Genomic DNA, 18,507 nt, shown 5'->3' with positions numbered 1-18,507 from the left:
GCTATCCCTGGAGGCTTGTGAGGAGGAGACGTCGGGGAGTGGGGATGGGGATCAGGACTGCGTCTTCACCGCGCCGATGACCACGTAGTCGGCATAGGAGAGGTTGTCGTCCTGGCTGTTGTCGCTGTCGTCCCGCATGAAGGGCTGCGGCCCCAGGAACATGAACGTCTTGTGGTCCGGCTGGAGCCCCGCGTTGGAGCCGGTCGGCGAATAGAAGTTGTTGTAGGACACGCTCATCTTCTTCACCTTGTGATCGTGGTTTCCGGAGTACTGCACGTTGAACCCGACCAGCAGCGCCTGCGCCATGGAGACCTCGTTGTCGAACGTCACGCTGGTCGCACCGCCCTTCTTGGCACGGAAGGCCTTGATCTCGAAGACAGGCGAGGAGCTGGCATCCGCGAGCAGCGCACCGTAGAGCGACAGGTTCGTGGCCTTGGTCTTGCTGCTCTCCGCGAGCACGCAGGAACCACCGATCGTGGCGATGTTGCCGCTGTTGAGATAGGCGGTGACCGTCGCGCCGATCTGGTTGACGCCCTGGTCCGAGTCCCCCGAGTAGCCCATCGAGAAGCCGGACAGCATGCCGGTGAGTGAGGGCGACTCGACGGTCAGGGGGATCTGCTCGCTCGTCCCGCCGCTGGAGAAGCTGGGGGGGTTGGCCATCGTCACCTGCGAGTACGGGCCCGGCAACGCCGCGATGAGGATCACCTGGGTGTAGACGTTGCCCGTGTGGTGGTCGTCGTCCTCGAGCACGCCATTCACGGTGCCCGTGATGGTGGACTTGCCATTGGCGGTGGACAGGGAGATGCCGGTCAGGGACACGCCCATATCGAGGATGTTGTTGTCATTGTCGCCGTAGTCGAAGACGAACCCCGCCAGGCCCAGACAGAAGCTGTTGCTGGCGATGACGCCATCCACCGTGAAGCTGAACTGACCACCGATGGGGATGTCATAAGCGAGCTGAACGACGCCAAAAGAGTCGGACATGGGTGCTGTTTCCTGTGTTGGAAGGTGCGCCCGCCCCAAGAGCAAGCGGTATGCCGCGCGGGAAACACTCGGGGGAATGAGGCCGTCCCTCGGAGCGCGCACGAGACTTCTGACCAAGGGAGCCGCGGGCGCTAACCGCCGGGCGAGTCCGACTAACCGAACGGTTACAACCCCGGTGGGCTATAGTCCTGCACCGTCGTCAAGGAGTGTGACGGTTGACCCCTCGTCTCATCGCGCTGAGCGGCTCGCATCGAGGCTCCACCTGGGAGCTCGGGCTCGAACCCCTCGTCCTCGGCCGCCAGTCGGACTGCCAGGTGCGGCTCACCGATCCGGTGGTGTCGCGCCGTCACTGTGAGCTGCTCACCGAGGGCGGGCACTGGGTGCTGAGGGATCTCGACAGCCGCCATGGCACCTTCGTGAATGGAGTGCCCACGCGTGTGCGGCAGCTCGAGCACACCGATGTCCTCCAGGTGGGCGACAGCTCGTTCCTCTTCCTGTGTGACAACGTGCCAGCCCCTACCGTGGGGAGGGGGGCCTCGCCTCCAGATGCCGCTTCGTGGAGCACCGTGCAGCGGCGGCCCGAGGATGTGCTGTACCTCCAGCCGCGGAAGCTCCAGGCAGCATTGGCCGGGTCGGTGGGTCCGGGCCCTGGCCGCATCGCCTCGGACCTCCAGGCCCTGCTCGAGTTGAGCACCGCGGTGCACGAGCTCCAGCAGGTGGAGCGACTGGCGGCGCGCGTCCTCGATCTGCTCCTGGCCGTCCTGCCGGCGGAGCGCGCCAGCGTCCTGCTGTGCGAGCCGGGCTCCCGAGAGACCGTGGCCGTCGCCTCCCACGACCGGCGCGGCGGCGGCGGCATGTCCATTCCCGTCAGCACCACGCTGGTGAGCCGCGTCCTGCAAGGCCAGGAGGGGTGCCTGTACACGGACGTGGCGGTGGACGGTGGGTTGCGCGAGGCCGAGAGCCTGCGCGAGGCCGCTGTGCGCTCGGTGCTGTGCGCGCCCCTACCGGGACGCGAGGGACCGTTGGGCCTGCTCTACTTCGACACCTCCTCGGGCCACGCCTTCACCGAGCACCATCTAGAACTGCTCACGGCGGCGGCCGTCATCTCCGCCCACGGTCTGGCCAACGCCCAGCACCTGGCCCGTCTGGAGCGGGAGAACCAGCGCTTGCAGGGAGCGAGCCTGGAGCACGGCGTGGTGGGCGAGAGCGCCGCCATGCAGCGTCTCTTCCGTTTCATCTCCCGTGCCGCGCCCGTTGACTCGACGGTGTTGCTGCGCGGCGAGAGCGGTACGGGCAAGGAGGTGGCCGCGCGCGCACTCCACAAGGCCAGCCCGCGAGCCAACGCGCCCTTCGTCGCCATCAACTGCGCCACGCTCTCGGAGACGCTTCTGGAGAGCGAGCTGTTCGGCCATGAGAAGGGCGCCTTCACCGGCGCCGTGGCTCGCAAGGAGGGCAAGCTCGAGCTGGCCCACGGCGGCACCCTCTTCCTCGACGAGGTGGGCGAAATCCCTCCGTCGCTCCAGGCCCGGCTCCTGCGAGTCCTCCAGGAGCGCGAGTTCGAGCGCGTGGGCGGCACCCGTCCCCTCCAGGTCGACGTGCGCCTCATCACCGCCACCAATAGGGATCTCGAAGCGGCCATGCGCGAAGGCCACTTCCGCGAGGACTTCTTCTACCGCCTCAACGTCATCTCCTTCACCCTGCCCTCTCTGCGGGAGCGGCGCGAGGACATCCCCCTGCTGGCGCGCCACTTCGCCCGGCTTCACGGCGAGCGGCTGCGTCGCCGCGCTGTGAGCCTTTCACCCGAGGCCCTCCGCGCCCTCGAGTCCTACGACTGGCCCGGGAACGTGCGCCAGCTCGGCAACGTCATCGAGCGTGCCGTGGTGCTGGGCGCCGATGAGCTCATCCAACCCGAGGACTTGCCCGACGAGGTGCTCGAGGGCGGTGGTGCCGCCCCCAGCGACTTCCAGGCCACCGTCACCTCCTCGAAGAAGAAGAGCATCCTCGACGCCATGGAGAAGGCCCGGGGCGACTACCGCGAGACGGCGGCCCTGCTCGGCATCCACGTCAACTCGCTGCACCGGCTGATCCGCAACCTCGGCCTCAAGCCTCACCTCCCTCGCGCATCCCCTTCCCACCGTGATTGAAACTCCCGACATCTTCCGCCTGGGTGGATACCGCATCGAGTCCCTGCTCGGCCGTGGCGGGATGGGCGAGGTCTATCTCGCCTACGACGAGCGCCTGCATCGTCACGTCGCCCTCAAGCGCATCCGCGCGGATGGCCCTGTCGACGCGCAGGCCCGCGCCCGCTTCCGCCGGGAGGCTCAGGCCGCCGCGCGCCTCAACCATCCCGCCATCGTCCAGATCTACGACATCCTCGACACCGAGCACGGCGACTGCATCGTCATGGAGTACGTCGCCGGGGAGTCGGTGGCGGCACTCATCAAGCGGGGGCCACTCGCACTTGCCCAGGCCCTGCGGCTCGCCAGCGCGGTCGCCGACGGTCTGGGCGAGGCCCACGCCAAGGGCCTGGTGCACCGGGATCTCAAGGCGGAGAACGTCCTCGTCACGTCCGCGGGCCAGGCGAAGATTCTCGACTTCGGCCTGGCGTTGCCGCTGTGGGGAAATTCCCCGTCGCCCACGCTGACGCAGGAGGGAGTGCTGCTCGGCACGGTCCACGCCATGTCCCCCGAGCAGGCCAGTGGCCGCGCCGTGGACCATCGCTCGGACATCTTCGCGCTTGGCGTGCTCCTCTATGAGCTCGTCACGGGCCGCTCGCCCTTCCGAGGTAGCAACCTGCTCGACACGTTGCGGAGGGTGACGAGCGAGGCGCCCGCGCCGCTCACGGAATCGAGGCCCGAAGCGCCCGAGGAGCTGGTGGCGCTCGTCGAGCGATTGCTCGAAAAGGAGCCCGAGCGCCGGCCCCAGAGCGCGCGCCTGGTGGCGGCGGAGCTCACAGCACTAGCCGCCCGAGTGCCCGTGGAGGCAGCACCGCCCCTCTCGCGCGAGGGAGACTCACCGAGGCCCACTCCAGCGTCGGGGGAGCGGTCCGGTGATGAGCCCACCGCTTCGCGCGTTCGAGAGGCCGTGGGGGCGCTCGTCGCACCCGACTCCGCCCCGGAGGTGCCCGAGTCCGGCGACGCATCGATGCCAGACTGGAGGCCCGCGGAGGGACAGGCCCTGCCGCGCCGTCCCCATTGGCGGCTGCTGGAGCGGTTGGGAGAAGGTGGCTTCGGCGAGGTGTGGCTGGCGGCGCACGCGGTCACCGGCGAGCGCCGGGTCTTCAAGTTCTGCTTCCAGCCCGAGCGGCTTCGCGCCCTGCAGCGCGAGGTGACGCTCTTCCGCCTTCTCAAGGAGGCCTTGGGCGAGCGCGAGGACATCGCCCGAATCCTCGACTGGAGCTTCGACGCGCCGCCCTACTTCCTCGAGTCCGAGTACACCGCGGGCGGCTCTCTCATTGACTGGGCAGCCCGCCAGGGTGGACTGGGGCAGGTGCCGCTCGCTACCCGGTTGGAGCTGGTCGCGCAGGTGGCCGCCGCGCTCGCCGCGGCCCACTCGGTGGGCATCCTCCATAAGGACATCAAGCCGGCCAACGTGCTCGTCCATACCCAGCCCGGGGGCTCTCCGTCCATTCGCCTCACGGACTTCGGCATTGGCCTGCTCACGGACCGGAGCGTGCTGGAGGCCCAGGGCATCACCGCGCTCGGCTTCACCACCGCCGATGGGTCGGGAGCGAGCCCTGGCGCCGGGACGCCGCGTTATCTCGCCCCCGAGCTGATGAATGGCCAGCACGCCACCCTCCAGGCCGACATCTACTCCCTGGGCGTGCTGCTCTATCAAATGGTGGTGGGGGACTTCTCCCGCCTGCTCGCGCCCGGCTGGCAGCGGGACGTGGGGGACGCGCTGCTGGCCGAGGACATCGCCTGCTTCGTGGATGGCGATCCAGGGCGGCGCACGAGCGATGCGCGCGAGGTGGCCGAGCGGTTGAGGAACCTCGAGAAGCGCCGCGCACAACGCGAGGCCGAACAGCGCTCCCAGCTCGCGCTCGAGCAGGCCCGGAGGCGCCGCACGCTGGCCGTGTGGGGGGCCGCCGCGCTGACCCTCATGCTCGCGGTGGTGTCCGTCTTCGCCCTGAGCGCCGTTCGTGCCGGAGAGCAGGCGCAGGCCGCCCGTGCGGAGGCAGAGCTGCGACGGCATCAGGCGGATCGGCTCATCTCCTTCATGTTGGGAGACCTGTACGGCAAGCTCGAGCCCCTCGGCCGGCTCGGCATCCTGCAGGACGTAGGCGACAAGGCGCTGGAGTACCTCGCCACGATGCCGGAAGGGGAACAGTCTCCCGAGGAGCTGATGCAGCGCTCCAAGGTGCTGGGGCAGATCGGCCAGGTGCGCTTCGGCCAGGGGCGGTTCGCGGAGGCTTCGCGGGCCTTTCTCGAGTCGCTCCAGGTGGCCCGCGATCTCGTGGCGCGTGAGCCAGGCAATGGCGCGTGGCTGTTCGCACTTGGCCAGAGTGAGTACTGGGTGGGTTTCTCGCTGCTCCAGCAAAAGGAGCTGAAAGGCGCCCTGCAACACTTCGAGTCCTACCTCGATATCTCGCGACGCCTGGTGACGATGGATGCGCGCAACACCGACTGGCAGCTGGAGCTCGCCTACGCGCACAGCAACATTGCCTCCATCCAGCAGCTCCTGGGAGACGGCCAGGCGGCGAGCAGTGCCCTGGGCGCGAGCGCCACCATCATGGAGACGTTGCGCGCGCAGCGTCCGGAAGACGCGCTGCTCGAGCGCGAGCTGGCCCAGGTGTACGCCAAGCTCGGTGCCGCCGCGAGAAGCCGGGGGGCGCTGCCCGAGGCGCTGAAGTGGTCCCAGCAGAACCTCGCGCTCCTGGAGTCCCTGGCCGCCAGGGCACCGGAAGACGCGGGCCTGCGGCGCCTGCTGGGGATTGCCCGCAGTCACGTGGGGGACATCCTGCTCTTCCAAGGGGACACGCGCGGCGCGCTGGCGCAGTACGAGGCGGAGCTCGCCATGGCCCAGCGCCTCGCCGAGCATGACGCGGACAACGTCACGTGGCGTGGCGAGCTGCTGTTGCGCTACGAGAAGGTGGGCCGCTGCCACCGGATCCTGGGGAACCTGGCCTCCGCACGCTCCATGTTCGACACGGAGCTGCGCATCGTCAGAGAACTCCTGGCGAAGTCACCCGATCACCGGGGGTGGCGTTTCGCACTGGCGCGCGGCCACATGTCGCTCGCCTCCTTGGACGGAGCACAGGGCCAGGACACGCGGGCTCGCGGCCACCTACAGGAAGCCCTGGCGATGCTGGAGAAGCTGGGGGCAGAGGCTCCGGCGGAGCGTGAATTCCCGCTGTGGCGAGCGTCTGGCCTGTGGCAGCTCGGGCAGCTCGAGGCGCGCGCCGGGGCCTCCTCCCGTGCGCGCACCGTCTGGGACGAGGCACTCACCTTGCTCGGCCCCGAGGAGAAAGCCTCGGAGCCCCATACGCTCGACATCCGGGCCCGGCTGCTGCTGGGGCTTGGTCGCGCGGACGAGGCCCGCCCGTTGCTCGAGGCGCTGGACAAGCTGGGCTACGGAGACGAGGAGTCCCTGCGTGTCCGCCGTGCGCTCCTCGCTGGAGGAGGCGTCGTTCCGGCTCGAGCGGGCCCGTAGCGGCGCCTCGCACCCGCCTGTCAGGCGCTCACGAGGATGGGCGGCGGCGGAATGGTGATCGGCTCCAGGACCACCTGAGGATCCTGGCTCGACTGCTTGGGGATTCCCTGAGAGTTGGCGGACACCGTCAGGGACAGGCCCAGGGTGAAGGCCTCGCTGCCCGAGGACAGCGCGTTCGTGATGTTCAGGGTGAGTGCGTCCGGGTTGAAGCTCGTGACGGACACCGTCCCGGCTCCATCCTCCAGCGACTGGGGGGTCTGCATCGTCTCGCCCTGGGTGAGGGTCACGAAGCCGGCGCTGATGGAGTCGTACACCCTGCGCAGCGATACCGCAGCGAGGCTCCAGGAGGTGGCATCGAGCAGCCGGTAGGTCACCTGATACTCCTGCCCGCTGAAGAGCTTCACCTGGGTAGCGTCCCGGCCACCCTCCTCACGGTCGAAGGACCAGGTGGCGCAGGGATTGCCATCCATCATCTGCACGCGCACGTCGATGTCGATGGACTTGATGTCGTTTGCCATGGAGCGCTCGGGGGAAAGAGAGAGGGGCCTGCTTTTGTAGCGCTTATGCATCTCGGAGGCCATGACGGCGTGTGAGGCCCACAACCACCCGCCCTCCGACAGCAGGCCCCGGGGCGAGCCTGTTGCCAGTCGAGCAACATGGCCTCTCCACCCCCGTTGTCCCTGAGACCACAATTTCCAGGCAAAGCGGGCTTCTCCCCTCTAGGCCACAGGGCGCTCACGCCTTGGCACCGATGTTGAAGACATCTCGATCCGACCAACCCCCCGTCCTGGTCACACGGCAAGGAGATGTTCATGCGTTCGCTGCGAAGCCTCGGAAACTCGTACTGGGTCGCCCTGGTGGCCCTGGTCCTCCCCGTCGCGCAGAGCCACGCGCAGCAGTGCGTGAAGTCGGAAGGGCTGAGCATCTGCGCCATTGGTAAGGCCCAGGTGCGTCAGGCGGATGAGACCAGCGTCCTGCTCACCAACCTCGGTGCGGCCGGTACGGACGGTGCCTCCGTCTCCCTGGGACAGGCCACGGACTGGACCGCCGCGTACGAGACCTCTTCCAAGGACCCCGAGCAGAAGACCACGTTCACGGCCGTGTCGGATGGCGCCGCGATCAGCAGCACCACCAGCGTCAAGAAGGGAGACACGCGCGAGATCTCCGCCACCTTCTCTGGCTCGGGAGCGGACTCCACCTACATGGTCCAGGCCTATCGCCAGGGCGAGCTCGTGGCGCAGGTCAGCAGGATTCCGAACGGGGTGGTCGCCGCCCGGGCCCTGCCCATTGGCGGCGGAACCGGTCCCTCGTGCCGCCCGTACTACCAGACGGTCCCCGACTGTCTCGCCAACTGCAATGTGATGCATTACGGCTCGTGCGCCTACTGCGACGTCCGGTGCGCTCGCCCCATCGGGTTCCATAACGTTCGCGACCAGGCCCTTCTGGGTGCGTGCCGGTGGATCATCCGGGATGCGGTGACCCCCGTGGTCCTCGCGGACGGCACCACCGTGGAGGCCGACGAGCTCGTCCTGACCGAGGAGGTTCGTGCCTCGGGCAGCTACCCCTACCTGAGCTTCGAGCGGATCCTCTTCCAGACCTCGGGCGGCTCGGCGCGGCTCGGCGATCAGACCGTCGGCATCAGCAAGTAACCTGTCGTCCCGGAGCGGAAGGAGGGAGCCCTCACTCCCCTCTTCCGCTCCGTAGTTTCTCGAAACACCCGTACACGCCCAGCGGAGGCACCTGCCCATGATGAAAGCCTGGTGGTGTCTGACCGTCGTCCTGGCCGCGGCTCCTGGAGAAGCGCCGAGTGAGCCCCCCGCCTCCCCCGCTGGAGAGGAACTGTCGGGCGGAGCCACGACGGTCTTCGACACCACCCTCAATGCCTTTGGCAGGGCGCTGGGCAACATGGAGCCCGGGCGCTGGAAGACCCTGCGCGACGGCAAGGCGTTGTTCGTCAGGGATTGGAGCGCTCCCCCGGAGGCCCTGGCCGGCCCCCTCACCAATGCCCAGGCGTGCAACTCGTGCCACTTCAAGGATGGCCGCGATCGTCCCTATGACGCGATTGGGCCCGAAGCGCCGCTCCTCATCCGCCTGAGTGTTCCCACGGCGGATGCGCCAGGAGGCGCACCCGAGCCCGTCTATGGCGGGCAGTTCAACGACCGGGGGACACCGGGAATCCCCGCCGAGGGGACCGTCCAGGTGAAGTACGTCCCCGTCAAGGGCCGCTATGCCGACGCGACGGCGTACACACTGCGGCGGCCCCACTACAAGTTTTCTCCCCTGGGCTATGGACCGTTCGCGCCCAAGACCCAGTGGTCGCCCCGGATTCCCGCGACCGTCGTCGGCCTGGGATTGCTCGAGGCCATTCCCGAGGCGGATCTCCTCGCCCGGGCAGACCCCGAGGACACCGACGGTGATGGGATCTCGGGGCGCCCCAACCGGGTCACCAGCACGCGAACGGGCCAGACGGTGCTCGGGAGGTTCGGGTGGAAGGCCAGCCAGCCCACCCTGGAGCAGCAGATCGCGAAGGCCTACTCGGAGGACCTCGGAGTCACCTCGCCGCTCTACTCCGAGCCCAATTGCACGCCGAAGCAGGAGGCCTGCCGCGCGGTGACTCAGGCCCGGGAGCCCGTGCTCTCGGCGGAGATGTTGGAGAAAACGACGCTCTACATCCGGCTGCTCGCGGTGCCCGCGCGCCGGGACTGGAACGCGCCCGCCGTGCGCCGGGGCCAGGCCGTCTTCCAGCAGACCGGCTGCGCCTCGTGTCACCACCCCGAGTACCGGACCGGGGAAGTGGCTGACATTCCCGAGCTGTCCGGACAGACGATCCGCCCCTATACGGACCTGCTCCTGCACGACATGGGCAAGGAGCTGGCAGACGGACGTCCAGACGCGGAAGCGACGGGCTCGGAGTGGCGGACGCCTCCGCTGTGGGGGCTGGGGTTGCTGGAGACCGTCAACCACCAGCTCCGCCTGCTCCATGACGGACGGGCCCGCAGCTTCGAGGAAGCCATCCTCTGGCACGGCGGCGAGGCGGAGGCCGCGCGCGAGCGCTTCAAGCGGCTGGAGCGTGCCGACCGGGACGCGCTCGTGGCCTTCATCCGCTCGCTCTGAGCGCACTTTTGAGCGTCCGCCGCTTTCAGAAAAACGCGCGTGCGGTGTCTTCAGGACATGCGCATTTTCCTGCTGATGTTCCTGGGGTTGACCCTCGCGGGTGGCCCTTCCTTCGCGGCTGACGACACCCTACACACTCCCAACACCTCAGGAGCCGAGAACACCGGGCTGGTGGTAACGGTGCTCGGCACGGGGCAAGCCGAGGCCTGGGGGCAGCTCTGGCAGTACCAGCTCCTGAAGTTGCAGGAGCCTGGCAAGGCGCCCACGTATGCCCAGTGGTTCCCACCGCGGAACCCGGGCGTCTGGCCCACGATGATGCTCACGCGCCCCTACGACGGAATCTCCTGGACGGGCGAGGCCGTGGACGCGAAGTGGGCCACGCGCGGCTCCGGCATGTTCCCGGATGACAGCGAGCCCCACTACCACTCGGGCTCCTCGTCGATTGTCTACACCCTCAGCACGCCCGAGCTCATCACCGCGGAGGCCTTCTTCTACCTGTACCACGACTTCGGAGTGCTCGCCGTGTTCGGCCGCTTCTACGCGGGCGGCGACATCCAGAATGATCGGGACGACATGCACGCGGGGATGAGCTTCCTGGCCCAGGCTCCGGGCGTGGACCGCTCTCGCATCGGAATCTTCGGCGGCTCGTGGGGAGGCTTCGAGGCACTGTACGCCGCAGCGGACGCACCGGCCGAGGCTCGTCCGAAGGTGGGCGTGGCCCTCTTCCCGCTCTCGGACTTCGCGCGGCAGTTCGACTATCTCGATCAGGTCATCCCCTCGCGGGTGACGGACCCGGTGGTGAGGGATCGCTACGCGACGTTCTTCGAGCCCTATGCCCGCCGCATCATCGCCACCACCGGCGGGCGGCCGGGAACTCCGGGGGCGGACTACAGCCGGTGGACGCGAGAGCACCTCGCTTCGAAGCTGGACATGCCCTTCCTCGTCCTCCATGAGGATTGGGACACCCTCGTCCCGGTGGAGCAGACGCAGACCCTGGCGGCCCTGGTGGGCCCGACGATGACGCCGCTCTACTTCCAGCACCTGGATGTGCCCGACTGGAACACCCTCCCCCTCAACCACGGCCCGCTGGTGGAGCAATACGGGCATGCGGTGCAAACGCTGTATCTGGGGCACCTGCTGACGAACCTGGGCAGCCCCACCCAGTACCTCTTCGTCCCCTACACGCAGTCCACGCTGTTGGCCTGGCTGTGGGAGGTGCGCGTCCTCCAGTGGTATGGCCGGGATGTGGCCTCCGTGGCGCCGTTGCTGCGCGAGCTGGCCGACCCGCGCATGGTGCTCTTCGAGCTCACGAACGGGAGCATGGTCTTCGGAGCGGACGAGGTAGCGGCGGCGGTCAACGCCCTCTGGGGCACCAGCTACACGTCCGCCACCATCCGCGAGGCCCTCGCCACCGGGCTGCCTCCCTGAGCCCAACCCAGGCGTCCACCTGCACGCAGGAGCGGGTTGTCAGGGCTGCACTGCGAGCAGACGGATATCCACCGCATTCGCCATGGCCTCGGCGCCCTTGTCATTCGGGTGCAGGAGGTCGCCGCTATCATAGGCTGGCAACAGGGCCAGGGGGTCGGCTGGATCGCGCAAGGCCTGGTCGAAGTCAATCACACCGTCGACTGTCTTGTTGGCGCGTATCCAGGCATTGAAGGACTGACGCTTGGCTTCGCCAGCCTCCGAATAGTAGGGCGCACCGCCTGGATTTGCCCCTTTCCAGGGCAGCAGCGTGCCCAGCAGCACCTTGATCCCCTTGGCCTTGGCCTTGTCGATGAGCGACTGCGTGCCCGCGGTCATCTGCTCAACCGAGACCTCCTGCTCCGGCACGAATGCCGACAGGCCGATATCATTGATGCCCAGCAGGAAGATCACATGGGTGACGCCGGTCTGGCCCAGCACGTCTCGCTCGAAGCGGTTGACGCCGCTGGGGCCTATCGCATCCGTGAGTATCCGGCCGCCTCCAATGCCCGCATTCAAGACGCTGACGGCGCTCCCATCCGATTGCAGACGGCGCGACAGGTAGTCGGGCCACCGGCGGTGGGTGTCCGGGGTGGTACCCGCCCCATCCGTGATGGAATCGCCGAAGGCCACCACCACGTTGGCCTTGGCGCTGCTCCGCACATCAACGCCCGAGATGAAGTAGTACGAGCTGCGTGTTTCAGCGCCCGAGAGGGTTTCGGTGGACAGGGCATTGCCGGCGACCACGTAGTGGGTTTGCAGGCCCAGCGCGTGCATCGTGGACAGGGCGGTTTCAGTGGCAAGGAACAGGCTCACCGCCAGGTCTTCCCCTGCCCCCACCTCGAGCTTCGCGGCATCGCTCCACAGCTCGCCGCCAGCCGGAATCGTAGCGGACGCGTTCCCATTGAAACGCAGCTCGGTGTCAGAGGCTGGTTTGATGCTGGAACTGCCCGCGCTGAGCGCAATGCGAGCCCCATCGATCTTGAGCGGGCTCGTACCGAACAGGTTGGAGAAGCGCACGCGTACCTGATCGCCACCGATCGAGGTTCGCAGTACCTGCCGGATCGTCTGGTTGTCGAAGAAGCTGGGAGGTGGAGGAGCGGGGAACGGCTCGTTGTAGTCCTGCGGTGCCGCGCTCCAGCTTCCGTACCAGTGGGTGACCTTGTCGTCCTCGTCGCATGCGGTGAGCACGCTTGCCGCCAGGGTTGTCGCGAGAGCGCCTCTCAGGAGATTGCGGCGCGTGATGGCGAACCAGGTCGGACGTCGATCCCTCAAGGCCTGTTTCATTGTCGTCTCCCAGGGGTTGTCGTGAGGGCAGGATGCTTAACGCGGAAGCCTGACATGGGCCCCCTCCCTCCGGGCCTTCAGCTGAAAAACTTGTCCAACAGTTGGACAAGTTCGTGAAGAGCGCGCCCGGGAGGACGTCGGCCCCACGGAGCCCGTCACGGATGGCCCGGAGCACCCGGAGGGCTGAAACGACACATGGCGAGCCGCGGCCTGGTTTGTCCCATGGATGGAACGGTCCTTCCTGGATTCACATCTGGCGGAGCACCCGCCTCGCCGTCATCTTGGAGGGGTCCAAACGGAGAAAAGGAGCACCCCATGATGACCGTTCGACCTTCTGAAGCACGCGGACATGACAACCACGGCTGGCTGGACTCCCACCATACCTTCTCCTTCGGCGGCTACTACGACCCCAGCTTCATGGGCTTCCGCTCCCTGCGCGTCATCAACGAGGACCGCGTCACCGCGGGCGAGGGCTTCGACACGCACCCGCACCGGGACATGGAGATCATCACCTACCCGCTCAGCGGCGCCATCGCGCACCGCGACAGCACCGGCGGCGAGGAACTGCTGCGCACCGGCGAGGTGCAGCGCATGACTGCGGGAACCGGCATCCAGCACAGCGAGATGAACGGCGCCAACGAGGAGCTGCACTTCCTGCAGATATGGATTCTCCCCAACCAGCGAGGACTGAAGCCCGGCTATGAGCAGAAGGCCTTCCCCGAGTCCGAGCGCCAGGGCCGCTGGCGCGTGGTGGCCAGCCCCGACGCGCGCGACGGCAGCCTCACCGTGCACCAGGATGTGGTGCTGCACAGCACGCTGCTGGGCAAGGGCGAGCAGGCCGAGTACACGCTGGCTCCGGACCGCCACGCCTGGGTTCAGCTCGCAAGAGGCAAGGGCACGCTCAACGGCGTGGAGCTGAAGGCCGGAGACGGCGTGGCCGTGTCCCAGGAGTCCCGGCTGGTGCTCACCGCCTCCGAGCCGGTCGAGGCCCTGCTCTTCGACCTCGCCTGATATGTCCCTCGCGATTCCACCGGGGCGGGCCCGGCAACCTCGAATGTGCCGCCCGCCCCATCGCGGAGGGACCACCATGCTCGCGCTGCTCGTCGTGGGGCTGCTCGTTGGCGGGCACGCCCAGGCCCAGGCCCCGCAGAAGCCGTCCTCGCCGCCCCCCTTCAAGGTGCTCCGCGCAGAGGAGGACTACCGCTACCTCCGCGCCCCGGACGCACCTCGCGCGCCCCTCGATGGGCTGAAGTACCTCCCGCTCACCGAGTCGGGCTCCGTGTTCCTCTCGTTGGGGGGCGATCTGCGCCAGCGGGTGGAGTATTACCGCCACCCCGACTGGGCCGAGACACCCGCCGCGGACGGGGCCTGGCTACAGCGCTACATGCTGCACGGGGATGTGTGGCTGTGGAACCTGGCTCGGGCCTTCTTCCAGCTCAAGAGCGGGTGGACGCTCGGACGTGAGGGAGGCCCCGGCCCCACGGACGAGGACCGGTTGGATGTACACCAGGCCTTCGTGGAGCTGCGCCCATGGGAGCGCGCGGACGAGGGGCTCCAGGTGCGGCTGGGGCGCCAGGAGTTGCAATTCGGCTCGGCCCGCCTCATCTCGGTGCGCGAGGGCCCCAACGTGCGCCGGACCTTCGATGGGGCACGCACGCGGCTCCGGTTCCACCGATGGGATCTCTCCGCCTTCGTCGTGAGGCCTGTCGCCACGGAGCCCGGCGTCTTCGATGACGGCCCGGTGCGCTCCCAGGGCTTCTGGGGCCTGTACGCGGTGCATCCCCTGCCCGTACTCCCGGGTGGGAACGTGGATCTCTACTACCTCGGCTTCTCCAACAGTCAGGCCCGCTACGCGCAGGGCGAGGGCCGCGAGCAGCGCCACTCCCTGGGCACCCGGTGGTGGGGGACGTCCGGGCGGTGGGACTACAACCTCGAAGCCGTGCTGCAGGTGGGCCGCTTCTCGGGCGCGCCCCTCCTCGCTTGGACGGTGGCAAGCGACACCGGCTTCACGCTCGAGCACCTACCGCTGTCCCCGAGGCTGGGAGTGATGGCGGACATCGCCTCCGGGGACCCGGACGCGGAGGCCCCGTCGCTGGGGACCTTCAATCCACTCTTCCCACGCGGCAGCTACTTCGGGGAGATCGCCCTGCTGGGACCCTACAACTTCATCGACCTGCACCCCGTGTTGCGTCTGTACCCCAGCCGCTCACTCGCGCTGTCGGCCGAGTGGACCGGTTTCTGGCGGCAGAGCGTAGAGGATGGTGTCTATGGTCCGAGCGGCATGCTGGTGCGACCGCCTGGCGGAAGTCGCAGCCGCTGGGTAGGGCATCAGGTGAACCTCACGGCCGATTGGGAGCTCGGCCGTTACGTGCATGTGTACGCCACCGCGTCACGCTTCTTCGCCGGCACCTTCCTCCAGCAGACGGGCTCCTCGCGCGACGTCGACCTCCTCCAGGCCGAGGTCTCCGTGCGCTTCTGAGACCGGGGGCGAAGAGTGCACCTGTGCAGTAGGCCGCCCCCTGATGCACCGAGTACCTCCTGGCAGTTGGAGCCGGTCCATGCGAACAAGAGCAGCAGGCCTCTGGCAGGCTCAGGGGCCAGGGAGGAGCATGCGTGGACGAGCAGAAGCAGGCCGAGACCCGTGAGGAGAATCCGGAGCAGTTGGGGCCGTACCAACTCCAGGAGCAGATGCCGCAAACCACTCACAGCCAGGATGAGCTCTATCGGGCCATGCACGAGACAAGCGGGGCAACGGCCCTCGTGCTCAAGCTCAACGCCGAGCAGGACGCGTCAGCGATGAAGGACTGGCGGGTGAGTCTCATCTCCTCGTCGGCCTCACCTGGCTACGTCGCCATGCAAGTGGAGCAAACCCCGTGGTCCAGAGCTCCCGACAGGCAGTCGGTGGAGTCGCTGGTGTTCACATTTGAAGGTGTGCGCGAGGCTGTGCAGCGCATGGCCCGCGCCGTCCCCGAGAACTATGAATCTCGCCCCCAGTGGCGCCTGGGGTTGGGCGTGGCAAGCGCTGCCGCGGTGTGCGCCCTGCTCCTGGCGCTGGTGCATATGCGCCACAAGGAGCCCACTGCTCCCAATGGGGCCGTGGAGGCTACTGCCTCTCCTGATGCGCCTGCCCTATTGGTTCAGACGGCCAAGCCGACCCCCTCCACCATCACTTATCCACTACCCGCGAAGCCCTTCCGCAATCAGGCCAAGACCCCCTGCATGCCCAGGAAAGGCGAAGTGGAGATCAACGGCGGATGCTGGATTGAGTTGGCGAAGCGCCCGCCCTGCTACGAGGACCAGGCCGAGCACCAAGGCAAATGCTACATGCCCGTCGCCGAGCGACCAAAGCCCGAGCCGAGTGCCATTCAACCGTGAACGCACAAGAGACTTCCCCTGGGGGCGCGGTCCTCAGGGAACAGAGGCGAGCGGGTCCGAGAAGCGCGGCTCCATGAGGAACTCCGTATCCGTGAGCGCCTCCAAGAAGGTGAGCAGGTCCTGCTTCTCCTGGGCCGTGAGGGTGAAGCCGCGGACGAACTCGCTCTGGATGGGGCTGAGCGCTCCCCCCTGTGCGCTGGCCCGGCCGCCGGCCGCGTAGTGGTCAATCACCTCGGAGAGCGTGGCAATGGAGCCGTCGTGCATGTACGGCGCCGTCACGGCGATGTTGCGCAGGGTGGGAGCGAGGTAGCGCCCCATGTCCTCCGGCTTGCCGGTGAACTCCACCAACCCCTGGTCCGTGGCGGGATAGGCGCCGTGCCCATCCACGTTGTAGAGGTTGGTGTTGTGGAATGTTATCTCTGGGAACACCATCAGCTTGTGCTTCACGGAGTCCGTGAAGGCGAAGCCCTGGTGGCAGCGGAAGCACTTCAGGCGCTCGGAGAAGAAGAGCCTCATTCCGCGCTTGGCGGAGACGGACAGGGCATCCCGCTCGCCACGGTAGGAGTACCGGTCATAGGGTGAGCCACCCGAGAGGAGCGTGCGCTCGAAGGCCGCGATGGCGCGTACCACCGAGACCACGGACACCGGCTGCTTCTGCTCGGGAAACGCCTTGGCGAAGAGCTTCGGGTAGCGGGCATCTCCGGAGAGCCGCTGGAGGAGCAGCTCCTCCTGGCCCGCCAGCCCCAGCTCCACGGGGTGCTCTCCGAAGATGGGCACCAGCGCCTGGGCCTCCAGCCCAGGCACCACGGGATTGACCCAGGTGAGGCTGGCCGCGTAGGCCACGTTGGCCAGGGACATGGAGTTGCGCCGGTGGTGCTCGCCCGTGGAGCCCAGCGCGGTGGTGCGTCCATCGGTGAAGGCGTATTCCTGACGGTGGCAGCTCGCGCAGGACTGGGTGCCGTTGGCCGACAGCCGCTTGTCATGGAAGAGGTACCGCCCCAGCTCCACCTTGGCGGTGCTCATGGGGTTGTCCTCGGGTACAGCCGGGTCGGGGAAGCCGGCGGGAAGCTTCCACTCATACGGCTCCGGGGTCGTGTTGCCGCACCCCGTGGCCAGCAGCAGCGACAACCCCAGGTACACGGTCCGGAGGACACCTCGCACCACGTCTACTCCTGGCGGCGGTGCTACCGCGAGAAGCCGGGTGGCAGCAGCTCGCAGGGAAGCTGCCCCGAAGGGGGGCCCGGGAGCGCGGTGGGTTGCTCCACACACGCAGTCAAGCTGTCCGGTGGCGGCGCTGGAGGCGGCTCCTCCCTGCATGAAGCCGCAACCAGTGGAACGAGGAGCCACAACCACCGGGCTTTCATTCGCGCGCGTCGCATCAGTACTTCACCCAGATTTCGTCGTTGGCCTGCAGCTCCGTGAGCGTCGAGACGCCCGAGGTCGCATTCACCAACTCCGTGGTGGCCGGGTTGGCGCTGTAAGCCGCCGTGCCCCTCCATACGATTTGCGCGTCGCCGAAGAAGACACCGAGGTCGGAGAGCGCGCTCGGCACAGTGAACTTGTTCCAACCCGCCTTCCTCGCCGGCACGATGTTTAGCTCCGGCGCGGGCTCCACACCTGCTCCGCTCGTCGGCGTGCCGACCCAGTCGGTGGTGGAGAGAGTCCCATCGCTCGCCTTGCAGGTTTGATGGGTCGGGAAGTACAGGGTGGTGAACGGCTTGTTGGGAACCTTCAGCCGAACAGTGAGCTTGTAGTAGCTGATATCGCCTTCGAGCAGCTCCTGGTCGGCCTTCTGCCAGACGACGGCTGTCACATCCCCCGCCGCGTTCTTCTCGACGGAGACCTTGCCGAAGTCACTCCGCACGGGCCGCACCGACGTCACTCCCGCGGGAATCTCGATTCTCACGGTGTACGTGTCCGCACCCGCGCAGCCGTGGCCCACGCCGAAGGCAATTTCCTGCGTCGTATTGGCGAAGCCAGGGCCAGAGGCCACCGAGATGTGCGCGCTGGCGATTTCCGGCGCCAGGAGGAGTCCCGTTGCTGCCATCAGCGCTACTACCGTCTTATTCATGCGATGCCCTCTTCCAAAGTTCATGCGCATTCTGCGAGTTGACGTGGCCCTGCCAATGAGGCGAATTGTCGCACGTGTTGAACTGCTTCCCTGAACGAGACTCGGCTCGCATGCGCGACAGAACGTGGAGTGACGTCATTTCATGGGCATTCATCGGCGGCTGCCTCCTGGTAGTGGCGTGTGGAACACCCACACCTGCCCCACCAGTGAGCGAGCCGGACGCAGGGACCGTGCTTCCAGACAGTGGGACGGACCCCGAGCAGCCTTACGCGTGCGACGTACCGCCCCCCACCAGTTGTCCGGACCCTGCGCCTCGCTACGCGGACGTGGCGCCAATCTTCGAGCGCCGGTGCATCACCTGCCACGCCGGCGCTCCCGGAGGCCCCTGGTCACTGGCTGACTACGGACATGTCGCGGACTGGCAGGACACCATTCGCTTCTCTCTGCGCGACTGTTCCATGCCGCCCCCCGCTGCCGGTGTTCCCATGACGCTCGAGGAGCGGACCGCCATCCTCACCTGGATTCGGTGCGGCCTTCCGAGGTGAGCGCAGCGCTCGCTG

13 protein-coding genes are annotated in these 18,507 nt (G+C 67.6%); 8 read left to right on the top strand and 5 right to left on the bottom strand.

Annotated features, from left to right (window positions below):
• Nucleotides 1-51 precede the first annotated feature (51 nt).
• A complete protein-coding gene (locus OV287_RS27130; protein ID WP_267536947.1) occupies nt 52-984 on the bottom strand; it encodes a hypothetical protein in 933 nt (310 codons plus the stop codon).
• Between the two features lie 215 nt (nt 985-1,199).
• Here OV287_RS27130 and OV287_RS27125 point away from each other — a divergent pair, with 215 nt between their 5' ends.
• Nucleotides 1,200-3,128, top strand: coding sequence for a sigma 54-interacting transcriptional regulator (locus tag OV287_RS27125; protein ID WP_267536946.1), 1,929 nt, complete (start codon nt 1,200-1,202; stop codon nt 3,126-3,128).
• Entirely contained in the window at nt 3,121-6,636 is a 3,516-nt protein-coding gene (locus OV287_RS27120; RefSeq protein WP_267536945.1) for a protein kinase domain-containing protein, read from the top strand. The genes OV287_RS27125 and OV287_RS27120 overlap by 8 nt, the downstream gene beginning before the upstream one ends.
• 20 nt (nt 6,637-6,656) lie before the next feature.
• On the opposite strand, the gene OV287_RS27115 is transcribed toward OV287_RS27120, so the two are convergent.
• On the bottom strand, nt 6,657-7,154 hold the full coding sequence (locus OV287_RS27115; protein ID WP_267536944.1) for a hypothetical protein: 498 nt from the start codon (nt 7,152-7,154) through the stop codon (nt 6,657-6,659).
• A gap of 294 nt (nt 7,155-7,448) precedes the next feature.
• Here OV287_RS27115 and OV287_RS27110 point away from each other — a divergent pair, with 294 nt between their 5' ends.
• The 3 genes from OV287_RS27110 to OV287_RS27100 all read left to right on the top strand — a co-directional run bounded on the left by OV287_RS27110 (nt 7,449) and on the right by OV287_RS27100 (nt 11,178).
• A complete protein-coding gene (locus OV287_RS27110) occupies nt 7,449-8,285 on the top strand; it encodes a hypothetical protein (RefSeq protein WP_267536943.1) in 837 nt (278 codons plus the stop codon).
• A 97-nt stretch (nt 8,286-8,382) separates the two neighbouring features.
• A complete protein-coding gene (locus OV287_RS27105; RefSeq protein ID WP_267536942.1) occupies nt 8,383-9,750 on the top strand; it encodes a di-heme oxidoreductase family protein in 1,368 nt (455 codons plus the stop codon).
• 57 nt (nt 9,751-9,807) lie between these two features.
• Nucleotides 9,808-11,178 (top strand): alpha/beta hydrolase family protein, encoded by a 1,371-nt coding sequence (locus tag OV287_RS27100; RefSeq protein ID WP_267536941.1) that lies wholly within the window; start codon nt 9,808-9,810, stop codon nt 11,176-11,178.
• 39 nt (nt 11,179-11,217) lie between these two features.
• Here OV287_RS27100 and OV287_RS27095 read toward each other — a convergent pair whose 3' ends face one another.
• Nucleotides 11,218-12,501, bottom strand: a complete 1,284-nt coding sequence (locus tag OV287_RS27095) for an SGNH/GDSL hydrolase family protein (RefSeq protein ID WP_267536940.1) — start codon at nt 12,499-12,501, stop codon at nt 11,218-11,220.
• A gap of 315 nt (nt 12,502-12,816) precedes the next feature.
• Here OV287_RS27095 and OV287_RS27090 point away from each other — a divergent pair, with 315 nt between their 5' ends.
• The 3 genes from OV287_RS27090 to OV287_RS27080 all read left to right on the top strand — a co-directional run bounded on the left by OV287_RS27090 (nt 12,817) and on the right by OV287_RS27080 (nt 15,876).
• Nucleotides 12,817-13,512: a pirin family protein gene (locus tag OV287_RS27090; RefSeq protein WP_267536939.1), complete on the top strand. Its 696-nt coding sequence runs from the start codon at nt 12,817-12,819 to the stop codon at nt 13,510-13,512.
• 76 nt (nt 13,513-13,588) lie between these two features.
• On the top strand, nt 13,589-14,980 hold the full coding sequence (locus OV287_RS27085; RefSeq protein ID WP_267536938.1) for an alginate export family protein: 1,392 nt from the start codon (nt 13,589-13,591) through the stop codon (nt 14,978-14,980).
• Between the two features lie 134 nt (nt 14,981-15,114).
• Nucleotides 15,115-15,876 (top strand): hypothetical protein, encoded by a 762-nt coding sequence (locus OV287_RS27080; RefSeq protein ID WP_267536937.1) that lies wholly within the window; start codon nt 15,115-15,117, stop codon nt 15,874-15,876.
• A 33-nt stretch (nt 15,877-15,909) separates the two neighbouring features.
• Here the strand turns inward: OV287_RS27080 and OV287_RS27075 are convergent, their stop codons facing one another.
• Nucleotides 15,910-17,037, bottom strand: a complete 1,128-nt coding sequence (locus OV287_RS27075) for a methanobactin export MATE transporter MbnM (RefSeq protein WP_308809743.1) — start codon at nt 17,035-17,037, stop codon at nt 15,910-15,912.
• A 217-nt stretch (nt 17,038-17,254) separates the two neighbouring features.
• Nucleotides 17,255-17,947, bottom strand: a complete 693-nt coding sequence (locus OV287_RS27070) for a YcnI family copper-binding membrane protein (protein ID WP_267536936.1) — start codon at nt 17,945-17,947, stop codon at nt 17,255-17,257.
• Between the last annotated feature and the right edge of the window lie 560 nt (nt 17,948-18,507).

It is taken from the genome of Archangium lansingense (assembly GCF_026626635.1).
GTDB classification, from domain to species: domain Bacteria; phylum Myxococcota; class Myxococcia; order Myxococcales; family Myxococcaceae; genus Archangium; species Archangium lansingense.
The sequence above is the reverse complement of the archived record's forward strand: the minus strand, read 5'-3'. Positions and strand labels throughout refer to the sequence as shown.